This window comes from Pseudomonas sp. MMS21 TM103 (assembly GCF_022132145.1).
Classification (GTDB): Bacteria; Pseudomonadota; Gammaproteobacteria; order Pseudomonadales; family Pseudomonadaceae; genus Aquipseudomonas.
Map to the genome: position 1 here is coordinate 132,689 of NZ_JAJISP010000008.1, position 21,810 is coordinate 154,498.

At 64.0% G+C, this 21,810-nt stretch carries 18 protein-coding genes; 11 read left to right on the forward strand and 7 right to left on the reverse strand.

Features of this window, described 5'->3' with window-relative positions:
• The first annotated feature begins 18 nt into the window (after positions 1-18).
• Positions 19-1,167, forward strand: coding sequence for an acyl-CoA dehydrogenase family protein (locus tag LJY18_RS20615; protein WP_238043996.1), 1,149 nt, complete (start codon positions 19-21; stop codon positions 1,165-1,167).
• Between the two features lie 197 nt (positions 1,168-1,364).
• Here the strand turns inward: LJY18_RS20615 and LJY18_RS20620 are convergent, their stop codons facing one another.
• Positions 1,365-1,577: a cold-shock protein gene (locus tag LJY18_RS20620; RefSeq protein WP_069516724.1), complete on the reverse strand. Its 213-nt coding sequence runs from the start codon at positions 1,575-1,577 to the stop codon at positions 1,365-1,367.
• 1,112 nt (positions 1,578-2,689) lie between these two features.
• On the opposite strand from LJY18_RS20620, the gene LJY18_RS20625 reads away from it, so the two are divergent.
• From LJY18_RS20625 to LJY18_RS20640, 4 genes are all read left to right on the forward strand, one after another.
• Complete coding sequence (locus tag LJY18_RS20625; protein ID WP_238043998.1) at positions 2,690-3,643, forward strand: DnaJ C-terminal domain-containing protein; 954 nt, start codon at positions 2,690-2,692, stop codon at positions 3,641-3,643.
• Positions 3,644-3,646: 3 nt separating this feature from the next.
• Positions 3,647-3,952 (forward strand): chaperone modulator CbpM, encoded by a 306-nt coding sequence (locus LJY18_RS20630; protein ID WP_238044000.1) that lies wholly within the window; start codon positions 3,647-3,649, stop codon positions 3,950-3,952.
• A gap of 225 nt (positions 3,953-4,177) precedes the next feature.
• A complete protein-coding gene (arsB, locus tag LJY18_RS20635) occupies positions 4,178-5,338 on the forward strand; it encodes an ACR3 family arsenite efflux transporter (protein WP_300651397.1) in 1,161 nt (386 codons plus the stop codon).
• A 1-nt stretch (position 5,339) separates the two neighbouring features.
• Complete coding sequence (locus LJY18_RS20640; RefSeq protein WP_238044002.1) at positions 5,340-6,701, forward strand: hypothetical protein; 1,362 nt, start codon at positions 5,340-5,342, stop codon at positions 6,699-6,701.
• Here LJY18_RS20640 and arsJ read toward each other — a convergent pair whose 3' ends face one another.
• The 3 genes from arsJ to LJY18_RS20655 form a co-directional block, all read right to left on the reverse strand.
• A complete protein-coding gene (arsJ, locus tag LJY18_RS20645; RefSeq protein WP_238044004.1) occupies positions 6,702-7,931 on the reverse strand; it encodes an organoarsenical effux MFS transporter ArsJ in 1,230 nt (409 codons plus the stop codon).
• Between the two features lie 113 nt (positions 7,932-8,044).
• Positions 8,045-9,049, reverse strand: a complete 1,005-nt coding sequence (locus LJY18_RS20650; protein WP_238044007.1) for an ArsJ-associated glyceraldehyde-3-phosphate dehydrogenase — start codon at positions 9,047-9,049, stop codon at positions 8,045-8,047.
• A gap of 23 nt (positions 9,050-9,072) precedes the next feature.
• Positions 9,073-9,426, reverse strand: coding sequence for a metalloregulator ArsR/SmtB family transcription factor (locus tag LJY18_RS20655; protein ID WP_238044008.1), 354 nt, complete (start codon positions 9,424-9,426; stop codon positions 9,073-9,075).
• 283 nt (positions 9,427-9,709) lie between these two features.
• Between LJY18_RS20655 and LJY18_RS20660 the strand changes: the two genes are divergently transcribed.
• The 6 genes from LJY18_RS20660 to glgB all read left to right on the forward strand — a co-directional run bounded on the left by LJY18_RS20660 (position 9,710) and on the right by glgB (position 18,713).
• Positions 9,710-10,066, forward strand: a complete 357-nt coding sequence (locus LJY18_RS20660) for a winged helix-turn-helix domain-containing protein (RefSeq protein ID WP_238044009.1) — start codon at positions 9,710-9,712, stop codon at positions 10,064-10,066.
• A 302-nt stretch (positions 10,067-10,368) separates the two neighbouring features.
• Positions 10,369-10,548, forward strand: a complete 180-nt coding sequence (locus LJY18_RS22540) for a hypothetical protein (RefSeq protein ID WP_269137900.1) — start codon at positions 10,369-10,371, stop codon at positions 10,546-10,548.
• Positions 10,527-10,835, forward strand: a complete 309-nt coding sequence (locus tag LJY18_RS20670) for a hypothetical protein (protein WP_238044190.1) — start codon at positions 10,527-10,529, stop codon at positions 10,833-10,835. Before LJY18_RS22540 ends, LJY18_RS20670 begins: the two co-directional genes overlap by 22 nt.
• Positions 10,836-11,116: 281 nt before the next feature.
• A complete protein-coding gene (locus tag LJY18_RS20675) occupies positions 11,117-13,132 on the forward strand; it encodes an alpha-1,4-glucan--maltose-1-phosphate maltosyltransferase (RefSeq protein ID WP_238044010.1) in 2,016 nt (671 codons plus the stop codon).
• A gap of 14 nt (positions 13,133-13,146) precedes the next feature.
• Positions 13,147-16,476 carry a maltose alpha-D-glucosyltransferase gene (gene treS / locus LJY18_RS20680; RefSeq protein WP_238044011.1) on the forward strand — a complete coding sequence of 1,110 codons (3,330 nt, stop codon included), beginning with the start codon at positions 13,147-13,149 and terminating at the stop codon, positions 16,474-16,476.
• Positions 16,473-18,713 (forward strand): 1,4-alpha-glucan branching protein GlgB, encoded by a 2,241-nt coding sequence (gene glgB, locus LJY18_RS20685; protein WP_238044012.1) that lies wholly within the window; start codon positions 16,473-16,475, stop codon positions 18,711-18,713. Before treS ends, glgB begins: the two co-directional genes overlap by 4 nt.
• Positions 18,714-18,754: 41 nt before the next feature.
• On the opposite strand, the gene LJY18_RS20690 is transcribed toward glgB, so the two are convergent.
• Genes LJY18_RS20690 through LJY18_RS20700 form a run of 3 tightly spaced genes read right to left on the reverse strand, consistent with a single transcriptional unit; the run spans position 18,755 to position 21,806 of the window.
• Positions 18,755-19,765, reverse strand: a complete 1,011-nt coding sequence (locus LJY18_RS20690; RefSeq protein WP_238044013.1) for a lysylphosphatidylglycerol synthase domain-containing protein — start codon at positions 19,763-19,765, stop codon at positions 18,755-18,757.
• Positions 19,762-21,009, reverse strand: coding sequence for a cardiolipin synthase ClsB (clsB, locus tag LJY18_RS20695; RefSeq protein ID WP_238044014.1), 1,248 nt, complete (start codon positions 21,007-21,009; stop codon positions 19,762-19,764). The genes LJY18_RS20690 and clsB overlap by 4 nt, the downstream gene beginning before the upstream one ends.
• Positions 21,006-21,806: an endonuclease/exonuclease/phosphatase family protein gene (locus LJY18_RS20700; RefSeq protein ID WP_238044015.1), complete on the reverse strand. Its 801-nt coding sequence runs from the start codon at positions 21,804-21,806 to the stop codon at positions 21,006-21,008. The genes clsB and LJY18_RS20700 overlap by 4 nt, the downstream gene beginning before the upstream one ends.
• Positions 21,807-21,810 lie beyond the last annotated feature (4 nt).

Below are 21,810 nucleotides of genomic sequence, written 5' to 3' on the forward strand. Positions count from 1 at the left end.
CTCTGCGGGAGCTGCCCCATGTCTGTCTTTCAGGATTACTTCGATGAGTCCCAGCACCTGGTGCGCGACTCGGTGCGGCGCTTCGTTGAGCGGGAAATCCTTCCGTATATCGATGAGTGGGAGGAGGCCGAAGAGTTTCCGCGTGAGCTGTATCTGAAGGCTGGTGCCGCCGGGATTCTGGGTATCGGGTACCCGGAGCAGTTTGGTGGCAGCCACGAGGGCGATACCTTCGCCAAGGTTGCCGCCAGTGAAGAGTTGATGCGCTCAGGTTCCGGTGGTCTGGTCGCGGGCCTTGGTTCGCTGGATATTGGTCTGCCGCCGGTGATTAAGTGGGGCGCGCCGGCGCTGCGTGAACGCATAGTGCCGCAGGTGCTCGCGGGAGAGAAGATCATGGCTTTGGCGGTCACCGAGCCGTCCGGCGGCTCTGACGTCGCGAATCTGAAGACTCGCGCGTTACGTGACGGTGATTGCTATCGGGTGACCGGTAGCAAGACTTTTATCACCAGTGGCATTCGTGCCGACTACTACACGGTGGCGGTACGGACTGGCGGCGATGGTTTCGGCGGTGTCAGTCTGTTGCTGATCGAGAAGGGCACGCCCGGTTTTACTGTCGGTCGCAAGTTGAAGAAGATGGGCTGGTGGGCATCGGATACCGCCGAACTCTTCTTCGACGACTGCCGGGTGCCGGTGTCGAACCTGATCGGCGCCGAGAACATGGGCTTTGCCTGCATCATGGCCAACTTCCAGAGCGAACGATTGTCGCTGGCGATCATGGCCAATATGACGGCGCAGTTGGCCTTCGAGGAAGCGATGAAGTGGGCGAAGCAGCGTGAGGCGTTTGGCAAGCCAATCGGCAAGTTTCAGGTGCTCAAGCATCGTCTGGCGGAGATGGCTACTCAGTTAGAGGTTTCCCGTGAATTCACCTACCGCCAGGCGGCGAAGATGGCAGCGGGCAAGAGTGTGATAAAGGAAATCTCCATGGCGAAGAATTTCGCCACCGACATTGCCGACCGGCTGACCTACGATGCGGTGCAGGTAATGGGCGGGATGGGGTATATGAGAGAAAGTCTGGTAGAGCGCCTGTACCGCGATAATCGGATTTTGTCGATTGGCGGCGGCTCGCGGGAGATCATGAACGAGATCATCAGCAAGCAGATGGGGTTGTAGGGCGGGGTTCGGCGCTGTATTGGACGCGAAAGCCTTACGGAGCTGTGGTGAGGTGTTTCGCGTAGCGTCCTGAGTGTCTTCTCGCGCAGGGGTGCAGGGGTGTGGGCGTGATGCAGGACAGGGCTGTTGCTGTTCAGCAGGCAAAAAAAAACGAGCCCCGCTTGTGCGGGGCTCGTCTCTTGAACAGGTCAGGAAGCTTAAGCTACCTGTACCTCTTCAGCTTGCATACCTTTCTGACCGCGTGCGGCCACATAGGTAACGGTTTGGCCTTCTTTCAGGCTCTTGAAACCGTCGCTTTGGATAGCTTTGAAATGAACGAACAGATCATCGCCGCCGTTAGTCGGGGTAATGAAGCCGAAGCCCTTTTCATCGTTGAACCATTTGACGGTGCCAGTTTCGCGGTTAGCCATGATGTATCTCTTATTGAATCGATGCGGATTGCAGTACTAGAAATACCGCAGGAGGGTGATGAACGCAATGATTTTTCGGTATTCAGTGGCTTTGAGTGGAAATTAATCCACACCGATTGTTCTGCAAGATATCGCTTAATCCGCCGATGTTTGTTGTTTTTAAACCTATTTTTCGGTTTTTTGCCCATATATCGGCGAAGTTGTCTGTTGCGAGGTCGGTCGGGCGGTCTCGGGCCTCTGGTACGCCCAAGTGGCGGCACTCCGAACCCCGGATGCAGTCGCTCAATGCCGCGGAGGCAGTTTATGAAGCTGTTTTCAGCGCCCATTGCGGACTCTCGGATCAGTCATCGGTGCAGCTGGGGTGGCACGAGTGCGTCGATTCAAGTCAGTGAGTGGCATTTTCATGGCCCGCATTAGCGTCGGGTTGCCTGTCAATGCTGTCGAACTGCCCTGGATCATTATCGCTGGCGGTTGTTCGGGTATCTTTTAGGGCACTGAATACAAGCAAGGTTCTACCATTATGCTCGGTCGGCCTATTCAGGCAGTCGATGCCGTCATCACCGGCAATGGAAATTTCGGTGCAAAGCTACTCGCGGAAGTTCCCAAGTGTCGTCGACGCTCCCAAGGACAACGGGCAGGCCCATGTTTCTTGCCGATGATGAGGTCCATGGTCGGGTGCTGTTCGAGCGTGCTACCGGGTGATCTGCTGAGGGTGTCGCCGTTTGGGTCCCGCGAGGGCGGTGCAGTCAAGGCGGTGCGGGCATGTATTCGCTTAACGCCAACACAACAACCTCGACCTGCCACCGCCGCAGCTGACAAGGGGGTAAGCGCCAGAATTTTCCCTGCGGGCAGCTGTGTGGTGTGTTCAGCTGCTTCGTCTGTCCGTTCATCTAACCTGAAAGGTGGATCAATATTCTCGGTACTGGCTGTAAGAAGTGCGTCAACCTGAGTGAGAACACCCGCTTTGGCGATCGATGATCGGATGGTGTCGGTGGGCCAGGGGCTGACGACCGGTGAAATAGTGACTCTTTGTGCAAGCCCGCCGATGCCGATCGCTGGCTAACGCAGAGTGAACATGGTCTAGCCATCAACCAGCAGGGGAGTGCGACGAGTTGGAATTCAAGGATTACTACCAGGTCCTCGGTCTGGACAAGAGCGCCAGTGAGGATGAGATCAAGAAGTCCTACCGCAAGCTGGCGCGCAAATACCATCCGGATGTGAGCAAGGAGGCGGATGCCGAACTGCGCATGAAGGAGGTCAACGAGGCCTACGCGGTACTTGGCGACCTGGAAAAGCGCGCGGCCTACGATCAGCTCGGTGGTCGATATCGGGATGGTCAGGAATTCCAGCCGCCACCGAATTGGGACGCCGGCTTCGAGTTTTCCGGTGCCGACTTCTCCGGCGCCGACATGGGCGACTTCAGCGACTTCTTTGCCAACCTGTTTGGGCACGCTGCTGCCGGTCGGACAGGGCGCGGCGGGCATGCCGGGCCGCGGCCAAGGCGTGGTGAGGATCATCACGCCAAGATCGTCATCGACCTGCGTGATGCCTATGAGGGCGCGCCACGCACCATCACGCTGCGTGGCGCACGGGCCGACGCCCATGGCCGCGTGAGCATGCAGGAGCATAACCTCACCGTGCAGATTCCCAAGGGCGTCAAGGAAGGTCAGCATATCCGCCTGGCCGGTCAAGGCAGCCCGGGTATCGGTGGCAGCGCGGCGGGGGATTTGTTCTTGGAGGTGCACTTCAAACAGGACCCGCACTACCGCGTGGACGGTCGCGATGTCTACGAGACCCTGCCGGTCACTCCGTGGGAAGCGGCATTGGGCGCCAGCATCGAGGCGCCCACACCATCGGGCAAGGTGCAGGTGAAAATACCTGCCAATTCGCAAGGTGGCCGCAAGTTGCGCCTCAAGGGCCGCGGCATTCCCGGCGAGCCGGCGGGTGATTTGTATCTGCTGCTGGAAATCGCGCTGCCGCCTGCCGACACCGAAAAGGCGCGTCAGCTCTATGAAATGATGGCGCGGGAGATGGCCTTCAACCCGCGCCGGGCCATGGGAGTCTGAACCATGCCACACACTGAGATTGTCACCGGCGTTTTGCTGGATGAGGTCGCCCTCGACCTCGATGAACTGGCCCAGGCCTGTTCGGTCGATGCATTGTGGATCGTCGAGCGGGTCGAGGCGGGGTTGCTCTGCGAAGTAACCCAGCCGCAGCGCTTCAGCAGTGCCGAGTTGCTCCGCGCCCGGCGCCTGCTGGCGATCGAGCGGGATTTCGATGCCAACCCCGAACTGGCTGCCTTGGTGGTGGACTTGATCGAGGAGGTGGGGCGCCTCAAGAGTCGACTGAGGAAAGCGGGCATCGACGAAAAGTAGCCGTGGCTGGCATACCTGAATGCAGGCGCGCACTCGCTCGCGCTATGGATCCTCAGGTTGATCGACCCGTGCAGAATTCAGTCATTCAATAGTTATTGAGGGAGTCAAAGTGAAGGCCGTTCAGGTATTCGATTCTGCGCGCTACACAGTGATCCTACGATTCAGACACGAGCCGGAGGGCAGCCAGAGCCTGGCTGCGCTGTCGCACTCGGAAGAGATCCTGGCATGAGTACAAAGCAGCCTATCGGCTTTTTCGAACGCTATCTGTCGGTCTGGGTCGCGCTGTGCATCGTTACCGGCATTGGCCTGGGCAGCCTGTTTCCGCAGCTGTTCCAGACCATGGCCGGTTATGAATACGGTTCGGTCAACTTCATAGTCGCGGTGCTGATCTGGCTGATGGTCTACCCGATGATGGTGTCGGTGGATTTCTTCAGCCTCCAGCGCATTCATGAACGGCCCAAGGGGCTGATCATCACCCTGACGGTCAATTGGCTGATCAAGCCCTTCACCATGGCAGGCCTGGGGGTGGTGTTCTTTCACTACTTGTTTGTCGACCTGATCGATCCGGCTGACGCCAGCCAATATATTGCCGGCTTGATCCTGCTCGGCGCCGCGCCCTGTACCGCCATGGTATTCGTCTGGTCGCAACTGACCCGTGGCGACGCTACCTACACCCTGGTGCAGGTGGCGCTGAACGATGTGATCATGATCTTCGCCTTCGCACCCCTGGTCGCTCTGCTGCTCGGGGTCACCAACATCGAGGTGCCCTGGGCAACATTGCTGCTGTCCGTGGGGCTCTACGTGTTGATCCCGCTGATCGCCGGGGTGATCACCCGGCTGAAACTCAGTGCCGATGCTGGCAGCGCCGTGGAGGCCGAACAGGCAGTTTCGCGTTTCACCGCTCGGGTCAAGCCTCTGTCGGTGCTCGGGCTGCTGGGTACGGTGGTGCTGCTGTTCGGTTTTCAGGGGCCGATCATTCTGGATAAGCCGGTACTGATTGCCTTGATTACTGTGCCCTTGCTGATTCAGTCCTACGGCATTTTTGCCATTGCCTATTTAGCGGCCCGCGCATGGAAAGTGCCCTTCAATGTGGCGGCACCCTGCGCCCTGATCGGTACCTCGAATTTCTTCGAGCTGGCGGTCGCCGTGGCGATCGGGTTGTTCGGTCTCAATTCCGGCGCTGCCCTGGTCACGGTGGTTGGCGTGCTGGTGGAAGTGCCGGTGATGTTGTCGCTGGTCACCTTCGCCAATCGAACCCGTGGGTGGTTCCCGCAGTCGGCGCCCAGCTGCGCTGCGGCAGCTGCAGCTCAATCTGCAGGACCCCACGCAGGAGAGCCACGTCACTCCGGGGCACCTGTTAGCCAATCCCCGCCACGCGGAAACTGATATGACCAAGCCGATGATCCCCCTGTGTGAAAACGACGCGAACTATCTCTCGACAGCCGCCGCTGCGGCAGCCCTGGCCGGCGTTTCGATCGAGACGCTGAACAGTCGCTGCTTCTGCATCAGTCTGGACGGCGAGGCGTTGCGCAGCGCTCTGGAGTCGACACTGGGCCAGCCCGGCCTGTCCGAGCTGGTGCAGCAGCGTTGCCCCTACCTGTTCGCCGCCCATCCGGTGTTTATCGCCCCGGCGCACTTGCAGCGCATGGCCGAGGTGATCCGCGCCATCGAGTCGGTGGTGGCCCTGCCGGCCTATCGCGAGTTGGTGTTGGCCCGTTCGCCGACCATCGCGGCACATGATCCGGGCGGCGCCAAGGGGGTGTTCTTCGGCTACGACTTCCATGTCACCGAGGGCGGTTTCGGCCTGATCGAGATCAACAGCAATGCCGGCGGGGCCATGCTCAACGCCGTACTGGCGCGGGCACAACGGGCCTGCTGCCCGGCCATCGAACAGTTACTGCCGCCGGCATTGCGGGCCGAGACGCTGGAGGCCGGGATCATCGCCATGTTCCAGCAGGAGTGGGCCTTGGCCGGTCAGGCGCGGCCGCTGCGCAGCATCGCCATCGTCGACGAGGCGCCCGAGCAGCAGTACCTGTACCCGGAGTTCCTGCTATTCCAGCAGTTGTTCCAGCGTCATAGCTTGCAGGCGGTGATCGCCGACCCGGCCGAGTTGAGCCTGAGGGATGGCATGCTCTGGCATGGCGAGCTGGCCATCGACCTGGTCTACAACCGCCTGACCGATTTCGCCCTCGACGCCCCCGCCAACGCCACATTGCGTCAGGCCTATCTTGAACACGCCAGCGTGCTCACGCCGCATCCGCAAGCCCATGCCCTGTATGCCGACAAGCGCAACCTGGCGCTGCTCTGCGATGTCGAGCAATTGCAGGCACTGGACGTGCCCCAGGCCACTCAGGAATTGCTGCTGGCGGCCATTCCGCATACCGAGGTCGTGGATCCGGCCAATGCCGAACGCCTGTGGCGCCAACGCAAGCAGCTGTTTTTCAAACCCTGCACCGGTTATGGCAGCCGCGCGGCCTACCGTGGCGACAAACTGACCCAGCGCGTCTGGCAGGAGATTCTTGCGGGCGACTACGTGGCCCAGGCCCTGGTGCTGCCGGGGCAGCGGGTGATGGCCAGCGATACCCCGGCGCTGAAGTTCGATCTTCGTGATTACGCCTACGATGGCGCGGTGCAGTGGGTGGCGGCGCGCTTGTACCAGGGCCAGACCACCAACTTTCGCACCCCGGGCGGCGGCTTTGCCCCGGTCTATCCGGCGCCGCAGTCAGGTTGTGCGCCGGGTTGTAACTAATCAGTCGGCGGGGGATGGCTCGGCATGCTTGGGCAGGCCCAGGGAAATCAGCGCAGCGAGCAGGACGAAGGCCGAGGAAATCCACAGGCAGGCTTGCAGGCCATAAGCCTGATAGACCCAGCCTGACAGCAGGGTGCCGAGCAACCGGCCGAGGGCGTTGGACATGTAATAGAAGCCCACGTCCAGCGACACGCCGTCCTCCTTGGCGTAACTGACGATCAGGTAGCTGTGCAGCGAGGAGTTCACCGCGAACAGCGCACCGAACACCAGCAGGCCGCCGAGCAGCACCCACTGCACCGACAGGTCGCTGTACAAGCCCAGGGCAATGGCAGCTGGCAGCCCGGCCAGCGAGGCGGCCCAGACAAATGCAGCGCGACCATCCGGTACCTGGCCGCGGGCCTTGCCGGTTATGGCTGGCGCGCAGGACTGCACGATGCCGTAGCCGATCACCCAGGCGGCGAGAAAACCGCCGACCATCCAGAAATCCCAGCCCAGTACACTGGACAGGTACACCGGCAGCGCCACCACAAACCAGACATCGCGCGCGCCGAACAGAAACAAGCGAGCGGCCGACAGGCTATTGATCGCCCGGCTTTTCGACAGGATGTCGCGGAACCTGGGTTTGGCGCTGGCCTTGCCCAGGTCCTTTTTCAGCAGGATCAGACTGGCCAACCAGATCAGCGTCAGCAGCGCGGCCATGACCAGCACCGCGCCGGCGAAGCCGAACAGGGCGAGGAGGGCGCCGCCGAGGAAAAAGCCGACGCCCTTGAGCGCATTCTTCGAGCCGGTCAGCAGCGCCACCCACGTGTACAAGGTGCTTTGCTGGCTGTCCGGTACCAGCAGTTTGATCGAACTCTTGGCGCTCATCTTGTTCAGGTCTTTGGCGATGCCCGACATGGCCTGCGCACCCATCACCCAGGGGATGGTCAGCCAGACCGACGGTACCGTGAGCATCAGCAAGGCGGCCACCTGCAGGCCCAGGCCGATATTCATGGTGCGGTTCAGGCCCAGGCGGGCGCCCAGGTAGCCGCCGACCAGGTTGGTGATCACGCCGAAGATTTCATAGAACAGAAACAGCGCGGCGATCTGCAGCGGCGTATAGCCGAGGCTATGGAAATGCAGCACCACCAACATGCGCAACGCACCGTCGGTGAGGGTGAAGGCCCAGTAGTTGGCGGTCACCAGCAGGTATTGGCGGATGTCCGGGGCCAGGCGGGCGAGGGCGTGCATGTTGATCCTGCTCGGAAGATTGGCTTGGTAGCGCGTGCGATTAGCTAGTTGGGGGCTTTAGCCGCGAACAGCGCAATGCCAATCGCGGCTACAGCCCCTTCCACAACTGCGCCTCAGTGAGCCATCCCGACCAGCCGCGCCAGTTCCACGGTGCGGTTGGCGTAGGCCCACTCGTTGTCGTACCAGGCGTACAGCTTCACCTGGGTGCCGTTGATGACCATGGTCGAGAGCGCATCGATGATCGAAGAACGTGGATCGGAGCGGTAGTCGATGGAGACCAGCGGGCGCTCCTCGTAACCGAGGATGTTCTTCAAGGAGCCGGCTGCCGCCATCTTGAACAGGGCATTGACCTCATCCACCGTGGTGGCGCGCTCGACCTCGAACACGCAGTCGGTCAGCGAGGCGTTGGCCAGGGGGACGCGCACGGCATGGCCGTTCAGCTTGCCGCGCAGTTCGGGGAAGATTTCCGCGATGGCCGTGGCCGAACCGGTGCTGGTGGGAATCAGGCTCATGCCGCAGGCGCGGGCGCGGCGCAGGTCCTTGTGCGGTTGGTCGAGGATGCTCTGGGTATTGGTCAGGTCGTGGATGGTGGTGATCGAGCCGTGGCGGATGCCCAGGTGTTGGTGGATCACCTTGACCACCGGCGCCAGGCAGTTGGTGGTGCAGGAGGCGGCAGTGACGATGCGGTGCAGCGCCGGGTCGAACAGGTCCTGATTGACGCCCATGACGACATTCAGGGCGCCGGCTTCCTTGACCGGTGCGCTGACCACCACGCGCTTGACCCCCTGGTCCAGGTAGCCCGAAAGCACCGCGACCGTCTTCATCTTGCCACTGGCTTCGATCACCAGGTCGCAGCCCGACCAGTCGGTGTCGGCGATGGCCTTGTTGGCGCTGACCTTGACCCGCTTGCCGCCGATCAGGATGCAGTCGTCCGCGCTGCTCGCTTCATGCTGCCAGCGGCCGTGCACCGAGTCGAAATTGAGCAGGTGCGCGTGGGTCGCCGGGTCGCCGGCCGGGTCGTTGATCTGCACGAATTCGAGCTCTGGCCAGTCCCAGGCGGCGCGCAAGGCCAGGCGGCCGATGCGACCGAAACCGTTGATGCCTACTTTGATGGTCATGATGGCTTCCTTATGCAATGAATTTAACTATCTGCGCCTGGAACGCAGCGCCCAGCCATGCCTTCGAGGCGCTTGGCGTCGGGGCTGAGCCATTGCTGGTTGGCGCCCAGGGTGGCGTCCAGCACGGCGATCACCCAAGCCGGCAGGTTGGGGTGCAGGCGGTAATACACCCATTGACCCTGCCGGCGATCTGCCAGCAACCCGCAGGTGCGCAATTGCGCCAGGTGGCGGGAGATCTTGGGCTGGCTTTCATCAAGGGCACTGGTCAGCTCGCAGACGCAGAGTTCCTGTTCCGCCGTGATCAGCAGCATCAGGCGTACGCGGGTTTCGTCAGCCAGGCATTTGAAAACGCTGGTCGGAGTCAGGTGTGCAGCCATTGCGGTTCTCAACGTTTGCTTCCAGCTTGATGCGCACCCGCCCCGGCAGCGTCGGCGCACGGGGTGATGGGCCGCCTGACCGCGCAGACAAACAGCAGTGCGTTCGGTTGCTCGGCGCGACTCCCATATATGGCAAAGCGAATATACGTATAGCCACATGTATCGTAAAGTCCGACAGGTTCCCGGGTGCTGGCCATTGTACGGTTCGCCAGCTGGACCTCAGTGGCAGGTATAGTGCGAGCAGTGAACGCTTTCCCTCCTACAATCTAGCTCAAGCCCCCCTATGCACCGACTCGACCTGAAAATTCGCCTGCACTGTGGCGCCGATATCGCTATCGGCCCCGGCAAGGCCGACTTGCTCGAAGCTATCCAGGCACAGGGTTCGATCAGCGCGGCTGCGCGTAGTCTGGGCATGTCTTATCGCCGCGCCTGGTTGCTGGTCGAAACCATGAATCGCTGTTTCCAGGAACCTCTGGTGACCACGCTTGCGGGCGGCCGCCATGGTGGCGGCACCCAACTGACCGAGATGGGCGTGCGTGTGCTGCGGCGCTACCGTGAGCTCTGCGCACAGGCATTGGCCGCCGTGCAGGAAGGCCTGGATGATCTTGGCGCCTTGTTGGCGGATCCCGCGGCCCGCTAGTCAGTAGTCCGGAAATTGCCAACTGGCGCCTGGTTCTGCCACTGAACTTTGTTCCGTAGCATCCGGTCGGATAGAGTGCTGGCGAGCATTGAGTCTTGTTCGCTCATTCGTCTTTCACTGGCCTGCCCAGGCGGCTAGAGGCTGGTTTAGCCCACGTTGCGCGGTGAATACCGCCGAGTGCGGTTATCTTCTGGAGTTATCGATCATGCGAAATATCACCAAGTTATTCGCAGTTTCAGCCTGCGCGTTGATGCTGTCGGGGCTGGTTGCACCTGAATTCAATCCATTGATCGGCTCAGCCTATGCCCAAGGTGGCGGTGGTGGCGGTGGTGGCGGTGGCGGTGGCGGTGGCGGTGGTGGCGGTGGCGGCGGCGGTGGTGCTGGCGGCGGTGGCGGTGGTGCAGGAGGTGGCGGTGCTGGTGGACATGGCGGTGGTGCGGGCGGCCATGCTGGCGGCGGTGTGGGGGGGGCTGGCGGTTTAGGTCTCGGGCGTGACCATTCCTCGGCCGGGCTGGGTGCGGCCAATGGCAAGGCCGAGGCCAACCGCAGCGACAATCGCGGCGCCACCACCTCGGCCGTAGCCAAGTCCGATGAAACCACCGGCCTGGCCAAAGCCATGGCAGTGGTCGCCAGTACGCCAGCGGCGCTGGCGGCGGCCCTGGGCCTGCAGAGCGCGGCCGACAAGCAGGCCGCCAAGGACCTCGCCGATGAGCCGGACGTCGATGCAGATGTCGACGCAGATGTCGAAGTCGACGTCGAACTCGAGTAAACCCTGAGCACGGTTACACCCTAGCAACAGCCCGGCCATTGGCCGGGCTGTTGCGTTTCAGGGTGCCGCCGCTCACCTGACGACTTCCTGGCCCAGACCGGCCGACCGTCGATCCGCGGCAATCCGCGCTGCCGGCAGAGAGGGGCTGACTATACTAACCCGGTGTTGGCAGGCCGTTGAGCAGCGAGCCCGGCGGTGCGTGCCATTGCCCAGCAGTACTGCGCTGTGTCAGCAGACTGCGTCCACGAGCTCATGACGGGCTCATGACGAGTCCATGACCGATGAACGATGCTCACCCGCATGCTCCACGTCAGCCAGGTGTCCTGCCCAGGACACTGTCGGTGGAGGAGGCGCTGCGCATGCCGCGCATCGCCATCGAGTCGATCGAACCGGCGCTCGAGCAGGGTCGCTTCGCCGCCAAGGCGATCGTCGGCCAGCCGGTTAGCGTAAGCGCGAAAATCTTCACCGATGGCCACGAGAAGCTGGGAACTGCGCTGCTCTGGCACTTCGAGGGCGAAGAAGGCGGTCATCGCGTGCGCCTCAGCGAACTGGGCAACGACAGCTGGCAAGCACAATTCACGCCCTTTCGGGTCGGTCGTTATGGCTTCGTCATCGCCGCTTGGTGGGATCACTACGAAACCTTCCGCTACGAATTGACCAAGAAGTACGACACCGGCATGCCGATCGGTCTGGAGTTGCAGGAGGGGCGCATCCTGCTGGAGAGCACCTTGCAGCGGGCGCAGGGTGAGGCCCGGGCGGCGTTGGACGAGCAGCTGCAACTGCTGCTCCAGGCCCATGACGAAAGCGAACAGTTGGCCATCCTCCTGGGCAATGAGATGGCCGCCGCCATGGGCCGCCTGGATGAACACGCACACTTGGTGCGCAGCGCGGAGTTCGCCATCGAAGTCGAGCGGCCATTGGCCGGATTCGCCAGCTGGTATGAGCTGTTCCCACGTTCCGAGACCGATGATCCCAAGCGGCACGGCACCTTCAATGACGTCTGCAAGCGCCTGCCGATGATCCGCGACATGGGCTTCGACGTGCTCTATTTTCCGCCGATCCACCCGATCGGGCGCAGTTACCGCAAGGGCCCGAACAACCAGCTGGATGCCGGTCCGGACGACCCTGGCAGTCCCTACGCGATCGGCAGCGAGGAGGGTGGTCACGAGGCGATTCATCCGCAACTGGGCAGCCGCGAGGACTTCCGCCGGCTGGTCGCCGCCGCCGCCGAGCACGGTCTGGAAATCGCCTTGGACTTTGCCATCCAGTGTTCCCAGGACCATCCCTGGCTGAAGCAGCACCCCGGCTGGTTCTCCTGGCGCCCGGACGGCAGCATCCGTTATGCCGAGAACCCGCCGAAGAAGTACCAGGACATCGTCAACCTCGACTTCTACACGGCGGACGCCATGCCCGACCTCTGGCTGGCCTTGCGCGACGTGGTCGCCGGCTGGGTGGCCGAGGGCGTGAAGGTGTTCCGCGTCGACAACCCGCACACCAAACCGCTGCCGTTCTGGGAATGGCTGATCGCCGATATCCGTCGCCAGAACCCCGAGGTGATGTTCCTCGCCGAGGCCTTCACCCGCCCGGCGATGATGGCGCGCCTGGGCAAGCTGGGCTTCAGTCAGAGTTACACCTACTTCACCTGGCGCAACCTCAAGGACGAACTCGAGGCATATTTCACCGAGCTCAATCAGCCGCCGCTGCGTGATTGCTATCGGCCGAACTTCTTCGTCAACACCCCCGACATCAACCCCACATTCCTGCAGTCCAGCGGGCGCCCAGGCTTCCTCATCCGCGCCGCCCTGGCGACCATGGGTTCGGGGTTGTGGGGCATGTATTCCGGCTTCGAGCTGTGCGAAAGCGCGGCACTACCTGGCAAGGAGGAATACCTCGATTCGGAGAAGTACCAGATCCGCCCGCGCGACTACGCGGCGCCGGGCAACATCATCGCCGAGATCACCCAGCTCAACCGTATCCGCCGCGAGAACCCGGCACTGCACAGCCATCTCGGCTTCAAGGCCTACAACGCCTGGAACGACAACATTCTGTATTTCGGCAAGCGCACGCCCGGGCTCGACAATTTCATCCTGGTGGCGGTCAACCTCGACCCGCACCACGCCCAGGAGGCGCATTTCGAACTGCCGCTGTGGGAGTTCGGTTTGCCGGACGATGCCTCCCTGCACGGCGAGGACCTGATGACCGGCCATCGCTGGACCTGGCACGGCAAGACCCAATGGATGCGTATCGAGCCCTGGCACCTGCCGTTCGGCATCTGGCGCATCGAACCTGTCACCTAATTTAGGACTCCCCCATGGGCAAAGCCAGACAGCGCAAGGCTGCGGCCTTCATCGATGATCCCCTGTGGTACAAGGATGCGGTGATCTATCAGGTGCACGTCAAATCGTTTTTCGACTCGAATAACGACGGCGTCGGTGATTTCAACGGCTTGATCGACAAGCTGGACTACATCGCCGACCTCGGCGTCAACACCCTCTGGCTGCTGCCGTTCTACCCCTCGCCGCGGCGCGACGACGGCTATGACATCTCCGACTACCGCGGCGTGCACCCCGACTACGGCGGCCTGGCGGACGTCAAGCGCTTCATCGCCGAGGCACACCGGCGTGGCCTGCGGGTGATCAGCGAACTGGTGATCAACCACACCTCCGACCAGCACCCCTGGTTCCAGCGGGCCCGCCAGGCCAAGCCTGGCTCGGCGGCGCGCAACTACTATGTCTGGTCGGACACCAGCCAGAAGTATGAGGGTACGCGGATCATCTTCCTCGACACCGAGACCTCCAACTGGACCTGGGATCCGGTGGCCGGGGCCTACTTCTGGCACCGCTTCTACTCGCATCAGCCGGACCTCAACTTCGACAACCCGCGGGTCCTGCAAGCGCTCCTCGGCATCATGCGCTACTGGTTGGACCTGGGCATCGACGGCCTGCGTCTGGACGCCATCCCCTACCTGGTCGAGCGCGAGGGCACCAATAACGAGAACCTGCCTGAGACCCACGTGGTGCTCAAGCGGATCCGGGCCGAGATCGATGCCCACTATCCCGATCGCATGCTGCTGGCCGAGGCCAATCAGTGGCCGGAGGACACCCAGCTGTATTTCGGCGGCAACGCCCAGGGCGGCGGCGACGAATGCCACATGGCCTTCCACTTCCCGCTGATGCCGCGCATGTACATGGCCCTGGCCCAGGAGGACCGCTACCCGATCACCGATATCCTGCGCCAGACACCGGATATCCCCGCCGACTGCCAGTGGGCGATCTTCCTGCGCAACCACGACGAACTGACCCTGGAGATGGTGACCGACCGCGAGCGCGACCACCTGTGGAACTACTACGCGGCCGACCGCCGCGCGCGCATCAACCTGGGCATCCGCCGGCGCCTCGCGCCGCTGCTGGAGCGCGACCGGCGGCGCATCGAACTGCTCACCAGCCTGCTGCTGTCGATGCCGGGCACCCCGGTGCTCTACTACGGCGACGAGATCGGCATGGGCGACAATATTTTCCTCGGCGATCGCGACGGGGTACGCACACCGATGCAATGGTCGATCGACCGCAACGGCGGCTTCTCCCGTGCCGATCCGGCCAGCCTGGTGCTGCCGCCGATCATGGACCCGCTCTACGGCTACCAGACCGTCAACGTCGAGGCCCAGCAGTACGACGCCCATTCGCTGCTGAACTGGACCCGCCGCCTGCTGGCGATCCGCAAGCAGTTTATGGCCTTCGGCCGCGGCAGCCTGAAGCTGCTGGCCCCGGCCAACCGGCGCATCCTCGCCTACCTGCGCGAGTACCAGGACGCCAGCGGCAGGAACGAGCTGATCCTCTGCGTGGTCAATGTGTCGCGCGCGGCCCAGGCGGCCGAGCTGGAGCTCTCGGCCTATGCCGGCCTGGTGCCGGTGGAGATGGTCGGCGGCAGCGCCTTCCCGCCGATCGGTCAGCTGCCCTACCTGCTTACCCTGCCGCCCTATGGCTTCTACTGGTTCCAGCTGGCCGCCGAGGCGCAGATGCCGGCCTGGCACATGCACCAGATAGCGACCCTGCCGGAGTTCCAGACCCTGGTACTGAAGCGTTTCGAGGATCTGCTGCAGGGCCCGGCCCGGCTGGTGCTCGAGCGCGAGTCGCTGCCGGCCTACCTGCCCAAGCGGCGCTGGTTCGCCGGCAAGGGCGGGGCACTGGAGAGGGTGCGCATCGCCTATGCGCTACCCTTCGGCGATGCGCAGCCACCGGCCCTGCTCAGCGAAGTCGAGGTGAGCAGGGCGGGCTCCCAGGAGCGCTACCAGCTGCCGTTCGGATACATCGGCGAAGAAGAAACCGGCAGTGCACTGCCGCATCAGCTGGCCATGGCGCGGGTGCGGCGTGGCAACCGGGTCGGTCAACTGACAGACGCCTTCACCCTTGATAGCTTCGTCCTGGCGCTGCTCCAGGCCCTGCGCGAAGAACGCCGGCTGAGCTGTGAAGACGGTGAGCTGCAGTTTATCGCGCGCCCACTTCTGGCCGACCTGGACTTGGGCCCTGCGCCCGAGGTGAGCCACATTGCCGGGGAACAGTCGAACAGCTCGGTGGTGATCGCCGGCATGCTGGTATTCAAACTGATCCGCCGGGTCGCCGCCGGAATTCATCCCGAGGTGGAGATGAACTGCCAACTGAGTGCCCAGGGCTTCGCCCATATCGCCGAGGTGGTGGGCGAAGTACGGCGTGTTGCGGCGGACGGCGAACCGCACACCCTGCTGATCGCCCAGCGCTACCTGGAGAGCCAGGGCGATGCCTGGGCCTGGACCCAGAGCAGCCTGGAACGCTCCATCCGCGACGAGATGAGCAGTTACCCGGCCGAAGGTGGCAGCGTCTATGCGGCCCTCGACGAGCTGGAACGCTTCACCGGCCTGCTCGGCGAGCGCCTCGGTGAGATGCACCGGCTCCTGGCACTGCCCAGTGCGGACCCGGACTTCGCGCCGCAGATCAGCACCGCGGCGGATGCCGAACAGTGGGCTCGGAGTATTGCCGGCCAGCTCGAACGGGCCCTGGATATCCTCATCCAGCACCGCGGCACACTGGGGCCGGCGCAGCAGGCGGCGATCGAACGGCTGCGCCAGCACCCCGCGCTGCTGCTCGACCAGGTCGAGGGCCTCGCCCGGCGTGCAGTCGGCGGCCTGCGCATTCGTGTCCATGGCGACCTGCACCTGGGTCAGGTGCTGGTGGTGCATGGTGATGCCTACCTGATCGATTTCGAAGGTGAGCCAATGCGCTCGCTGGCCGAACGTCGGGCCAAGCACAGCCCGTACAAGGACGTTTGCGGGGTGTTGCGCTCGATCGACTACGCCGCGGCCATGGCCATGCGCAATGCCCTGAGTGCCGACATCTCCAGTGAGGCCAATCAGGCTCGCCGGGCAATCACCGCCGACTACCGACAACGCTCGCAGGCGGCCTTCCTTGCCGGTTATCGGCTGGCGGCGGCGCAGGTGCCCCATGCATGGCGCGAGGAGGACGGCGCAGAAGCCGCCCTGCGCCTGTTCAGTCTGGAAAAGATCGCCTACGAAATCGCCTATGAAGCCGAATTCAGACCCGACTGGCTGGTGGTGCCGCTGCAGGGTTTGCTCGATCTGCTGCAAGAGAATGCCGGAGGTGAGCCATGAGCAAGCAACAGGCAGGCGCACAGGCGCTGGCGGCCCTGCTGCCGGCCGACCACGACATCGAGGCGCTGGTGCGCGCCGAACACCCCGACCCCTTCGCCATCCTCGGCATGCACCGTGATGCCCAGGGTGCGCTAATCCGGGTTTACCTGCCCGATGCGCTGGCGGTCGAGGTGCTGGCCAGGGATGGCGAAACGCACCTCGCCGCGCTCCAGCAGAGCCGGGTGCCCGGCCTGTTCGTCGGTCGCCTGGCGCAGCCCCAGCCCTATCTGCTGCGCATCCGCTGGGCGGACGTCGAGCAGCTCGGCGAGGACCCCTACAGCTTCGCGCCGCTGCTCGGCGAGATGGACCTCTACCTGTTCGCCGAGGGCAATCACCGCGACCTCGGCCATTGTCTGGGCGCCCAGCTGATGTCGGTCGAGGGCGTGGCCGGGGTGCGCTTCGCCGTCTGGGCGCCGAACGCCCGCCGGGTCTCGGTGGTCGGCGCGTTCAACGGCTGGGACGGACGCCGTCACCCCATGCGCTTGCGTCACCCGTCCGGGGTCTGGGAGCTGTTCATCCCGCGCCTGCAGGCGGGTGAGCTGTACAAGTACGAGATTCTCGGCGCCCAAGGCCTGCTGCCGCTCAAGGCCGACCCCATGGCCTTGGCCACCGAAACCCCGCCGGGCACCGCCTCGCGTGTGGCCGCCGCGCTGGACTACCACTGGCGCGACGGCGACTGGCTGGCCCGGCGCGCCGCTGCTCAGGCGGCCGATGCGCCGATCGCCATCTACGAAATGCATGCCGGATCCTGGCGCCGCGAAGGCGGGGAAGAGGGCCGCCAGTACGACTGGCATGAACTCGCCGAACGGCTGATCCCCTATCTCCAGACCCTGGGCTTCAGCCATGTCGAGCTGATGCCGATCATGGAACACCCCTTCGGCGGTTCCTGGGGCTACCAGCCGCTCTCCCAGTTCGCGCCGAGCAGCCGCTACGGCTCGCGCCAGGATTTCGCGGCCTTCGTCGATGCCTGTCACCAGGCCGGTATCGGCGTGATTCTCGACTGGGTGCCGGCGCATTTCCCCAATGACGCCCATGGCCTGGTGCAGTTCGACGGCACCGCGCTCTATGAGTACGCCCACCCCCACGAGGGTCTGCACCGGGACTGGGATACCCTGATCTACAACCTCGGTCGCACCGAGGTGCATGGCTTCATGCTGGCCTCGGCCCTGCACTGGCTGAAGGAGTTCCATGTCGACGGCCTGCGCGTCGATGCGGTCGCCTCGATGCTCTACCGCGACTATTCGCGCAACGAAGGCGAATGGATTCCCAATCGCTATGGCGGGCGCGAGAATCTCGAGGCCGTCGACTTCCTTCGCCACCTCAACGACGTGGTCGCCAGCGAGGTGCCCGGCGCCCTGGTGATCGCCGAGGAGTCGACTGCCTGGCCCGGGGTCACCCATGCCACCGCCGAGGGCGGGCTGGGCTTCGCCTTCAAATGGAACATGGGCTGGATGCACGACAGCCTGCACTACATCCAGCACGACCCGATCCACCGCCGCCACCACCACGGCGAGCTGACCTTCGGCCTGCTCTATGCCTTTTCCGAGCGTTTCGTGCTGCCGATCTCCCATGACGAGGTGGTGCATGGCAAGCGTGCCCTGATCGACAAGATGCCCGGCGACCGCTGGCAGCAGTTCGCCAACCTGCGCGCCTACCTGAGTTTCATGTGGACCCATCCGGGCAAGAAGCTGCTGTTCATGGGCTGCGAATTCGCCCAGTGGCGCGAGTGGAGCCATGACCGCGAACTGGACTGGTACCTGCTCAACTACCGCAAGCACTGCGGAGTGCAGCAACTGGTCGGCGACCTCAACCGGCTGTATCGGGACGAGCCGGCGCTGCATCAGCAGGACTGCTGGCCGGCCGGTTTCCAGTGGCTGATCGGCGACGATGCCGAGAACAGCGTCTACGCCTGGCTGCGCTGGAGTCGCGACGGCTACCCGCTGCTGGTCATCGCCAACCTGACCCCGCTGGTGCGCCACGCCTATCGGGTCGGCGTGCCGTTCAGCGGTCACTGGCAGGAACTGTTCAACAGCGATGCCGAATGCTATTGCGGTGCGAACGTCGGCAACGGCGGCATGCAGCTGGCCGAGGCGTTGCCTAGCCACGGCCATGCCGCCTCGTTGCAACTGGTCCTGCCGCCCCTGGCGGTGCTGATCCTGCGGCCAGTCGCCGGGCAAGAGCCCGCTGCCCCGGCCTAGGGCAGGGCGGCTGCGCATTGCCGCACTCCGTGCGGCCTTGCTCAAGGCTTGTCGAGCGTAGCCTGCTTGCGCCGGTTGCTGCGCCGCATGCGCTTGGCCCGCATCTCGAGCAGCGCATAGCCGAGCCCGGCCAGCACCAACGGCAGCAGGTAATAGATCACCCGGTAGACGATCAGCCCCGCCAGCAGCACGCCGATCGAGGTCTGCTGCTGCAGCAGGGCGATAAACACCACCTCCAGTACGCCGAGACCGGCCGGGATATGAGTGATTACCCCGGCGAAGGCGCTGACGAGCAGGGCGCCAAGCACGGTCGGGTAGCCGAGCTGGGCCGGCAGCAGGATGTCCAGTAGCAGGGCCATCAGCGCCCAGTTGCTGGCGCCGAGGGCTACCTGCAGCAGGCCCATGCGCAGCGAGGGCAGATAGATTTCGTGGCCGCGGATTGTCCAGAAGCGCCGGCGCGAGAAGGCACAGAGCAGCAGATAGCCCAGCAGCAGGACCAGCAGCCCGCCACCGAGCAGGCGCAAGGCGGGGATGCCAAGTTCCCAGCCCTCCGGCGGCACGATCAGGCCGAAGGCCAGGACCACCCCGAGCAGGCCGCTGTAGCCCAGCCAGTTTGTCATCAGGCTGAGGGTGAGCACCTTGGTAATCTCCGACGGACGCAGGCCAAGCTGCGAGTAGAGGCGAAAGCGCAGGCCGATACTGCCGATCCAGGCGCCGAGGTTGAGGCTGAACGCGTAACAGACGAAGGTGATCGGCAGGACCTGCCGGAGCGGCAGGTGGTGGCGAGTGTAGGCGCGGCCGATCAGGTCGAAGCAGCTGTACAGCGCGTAGCTGGCGAAGGCGGTGGCCACGGCCAGGAGCAAGGTGCCGGTGCGATAGCCGCGCAGCGCCGCGAGCAGTTCCTGCCAGTCCAGGCGGCGGCTGAGGGCGACCAGCAGACCCAGCACCAGAATGAAGAACGCCAGGCCCAGCAGCAGTTTGCCACGCGCCGACCAGTCGCGCCTGGCGCTCGAGGCGCTCGAGGCGGGCGTCATGCGGCATTGCTTGCTCATGGTCGCTCGCGCCGCAGGGCGGCGCTGCGGGCCGCCTTGGCCTGCTCATGGGGCTGCAGCAGGGCGAGCTTCGGCGTGTGCGCGGGGAGCCAGCCGACCCAGGCCGGAAAGTGGCGCAGCAAGTGAAAACCGAGGAACACCAGCGGCATTCGCCAGAAGGCCCAGCGTGCCAACTGCGCCTGACTGATCGCCTGGCAATGCTCGCTAGCCAATGCCTGCAGGTGCTCGAACAACTGCCGATTGAAGGTGCGGTCGCGGATGATCAGGTTGGCCTCCAGGTTCAGCGAGAGGCTCAGCGGATCCAGATTGCTGGAGCCGACTGTGGCCCACTCGTCATCGACCAGGGCCACCTTGCCGTGCAGCGGCCGGCTGTCGTACTCGAGGATGCGCACGCCGCCGCGCAGCAGGTAGTCGTAGAGGATCCGGGCACTGAAGCGGGCGATCGGCATGTCAGGCTGGCCCTGCAGGATCAGCTCGACCCTGACCCCGCGCTGCGCCGCGTGGCGAATCTCGCGCAGCAGCCGGTAGCCGGGAAAGAAGTAAGCGTTGGCGATCAGCAGGCGCTGGCGCGCGCCGCGGATGGCCTGCAAGTATTGCTGCTCGATATCGATGCGGTGTTGGCGGTTGTCGCGGATCACCAACTGCGCCTGGCCCGAGCCTGCTCCCGCCTGGTCGGCGGCCTGGCTACCCGGCGTCGCTCTGGCTCGCCGCCGCCAGCCGCGCCGACGTTTGGCGGGCGGCGCCAGCATGGTCAGGACGAACTGGCGGATATCGTGCACCACCGGACCTTCGACTTCGACGGCGTAATCCTGCTTGGCCTCGGGACCGTAATCGGCCAGGTGGTCGGCGGAAAAATTTATCCCGCCGACAAACGCCTGGCGGTCATCGATGACCACCAGTTTGCGGTGCATGCGGCGGAACAGGTTGGTGCGCATGCCGAGCAGACGGGGCTGTGGGTCGAACATATGCACGCGCACGCCGACCTCGCTCATGGCCGTGACGAACGCGCTGCTGAGGTCGGCCGAGCCGTAGCCATCCACCGTCAATTCGACCCGGACCCCGCGTTCGGCTGCGGCAATCAGTTCGCCCTGCAGCTGGCTGCCGACCTTGTCCTCGAAGAGGATGAAGGTTTCGATCAGCACCTCCCGTTCGGCCGCGCGTATGGCCTCGAACACCCGCGGGAAAAACGCCTCGCCATTGATCAGCAGGCTCAGGCGGTTGCCTGCGCGCCAGGGAAACCTCATAGGCGGATCTCCACCGCCAGCGGCAGGTGGTCGGACAGGTGCGACCAGGGCCGGGTCGAGAGGATCCGCGGTTCATGACTGCTGGCGTTGCGCACATAGATGCGGTCCAGGCGCAGCAGCGGCCAGCGCGCCGGATAACTGCGGGCAACCCGGCCATGGGCCCGGGCGAATACTTCGTGCAGCCCGACCTCGCCCTCCAGCAGGCGGGTGGCGCGCAGCCGCCAGTCGTTGAAGTCTCCGGCCACCACCACCGGCGCCTTGGCCGGCAAGCTGTCGAGCAACTCGCAGAGCAGCTGCAGCTGCTGCTGGCGGTGCTGTTCGCGCAGACCCAGGTGCACGCAAATGGCGTGCAGCTCGCGTTGCGCGGGCAACTGCAGGACGCAGTGGAGCAGGCCACGGCACTCCGGTCCGGTGATCGAGATGTCGATGTTGCGCTCGCGGATGATCGGGTACTTCGACAGCAGGGCGTTGCCGTGATCGCCATCCGGGTAGACCGCATTGCGCCCGTAGGCGAAGTCGCTCCACATGCTGTCGGCGAGAAATTCGTATTGCGGCGTCGGCGGCCAGTTGAGAAAGCGCCGCGAGTGGCGTTCATGGGTTCCCAGCACCTCTTGCAGGAACACCACTTCCGCCGAGACGTTGCGCACCGCATCGCGCAGTTCGTGGAGGATGAAGCGGCGGTTGAACACCGTGAAGCCCTTGTGCGTATTCACCGTCAAGATTCGCAGGCTGTGTACCGGCCCGGCGTGCTCCAGCCGGCGCCCGTCGCTGTCTTGCCTTGCGTTATCGGTATTCACATGC

Bases quoted from the DNA above. Each gene is read 5' to 3' on its own strand.
- LJY18_RS20615 (WP_238043996.1), top strand. From the start codon at position 19: ATGTCTGTCTTTCAGGATTACTTCGATGAGTCCCAGCACCTGGTGCGC.
- LJY18_RS20620 (WP_069516724.1), bottom strand. From the start codon at position 1,577: ATGGCTAACCGCGAAACTGGCACCGTCAAATGGTTCAACGATGAAAAG.
- LJY18_RS20630 (WP_238044000.1), top strand. From the start codon at position 3,647: ATGCCACACACTGAGATTGTCACCGGCGTTTTGCTGGATGAGGTCGCC.
- arsB (WP_300651397.1), top strand. From the start codon at position 4,178: ATGAGTACAAAGCAGCCTATCGGCTTTTTCGAACGCTATCTGTCGGTC.
- LJY18_RS20640 (WP_238044002.1), top strand. From the start codon at position 5,340: ATGACCAAGCCGATGATCCCCCTGTGTGAAAACGACGCGAACTATCTC.
- arsJ (WP_238044004.1), bottom strand. From the start codon at position 7,931: ATGCACGCCCTCGCCCGCCTGGCCCCGGACATCCGCCAATACCTGCTG.
- LJY18_RS20650 (WP_238044007.1), bottom strand. From the start codon at position 9,049: ATGACCATCAAAGTAGGCATCAACGGTTTCGGTCGCATCGGCCGCCTG.
- LJY18_RS20655 (WP_238044008.1), bottom strand. From the start codon at position 9,426: ATGGCTGCACACCTGACTCCGACCAGCGTTTTCAAATGCCTGGCTGAC.
- LJY18_RS20660 (WP_238044009.1), top strand. From the start codon at position 9,710: ATGCACCGACTCGACCTGAAAATTCGCCTGCACTGTGGCGCCGATATC.
- LJY18_RS22540 (WP_269137900.1), top strand. From the start codon at position 10,369: ATGCCCAAGGTGGCGGTGGTGGCGGTGGTGGCGGTGGCGGTGGCGGTG.
- LJY18_RS20675 (WP_238044010.1), top strand. From the start codon at position 11,117: ATGAACGATGCTCACCCGCATGCTCCACGTCAGCCAGGTGTCCTGCCC.
- treS (WP_238044011.1), top strand. From the start codon at position 13,147: ATGGGCAAAGCCAGACAGCGCAAGGCTGCGGCCTTCATCGATGATCCC.
- glgB (WP_238044012.1), top strand. From the start codon at position 16,473: ATGAGCAAGCAACAGGCAGGCGCACAGGCGCTGGCGGCCCTGCTGCCG.
- LJY18_RS20690 (WP_238044013.1), bottom strand. From the start codon at position 19,765: ATGAGCAAGCAATGCCGCATGACGCCCGCCTCGAGCGCCTCGAGCGCC.
- clsB (WP_238044014.1), bottom strand. From the start codon at position 21,009: ATGAGGTTTCCCTGGCGCGCAGGCAACCGCCTGAGCCTGCTGATCAAT.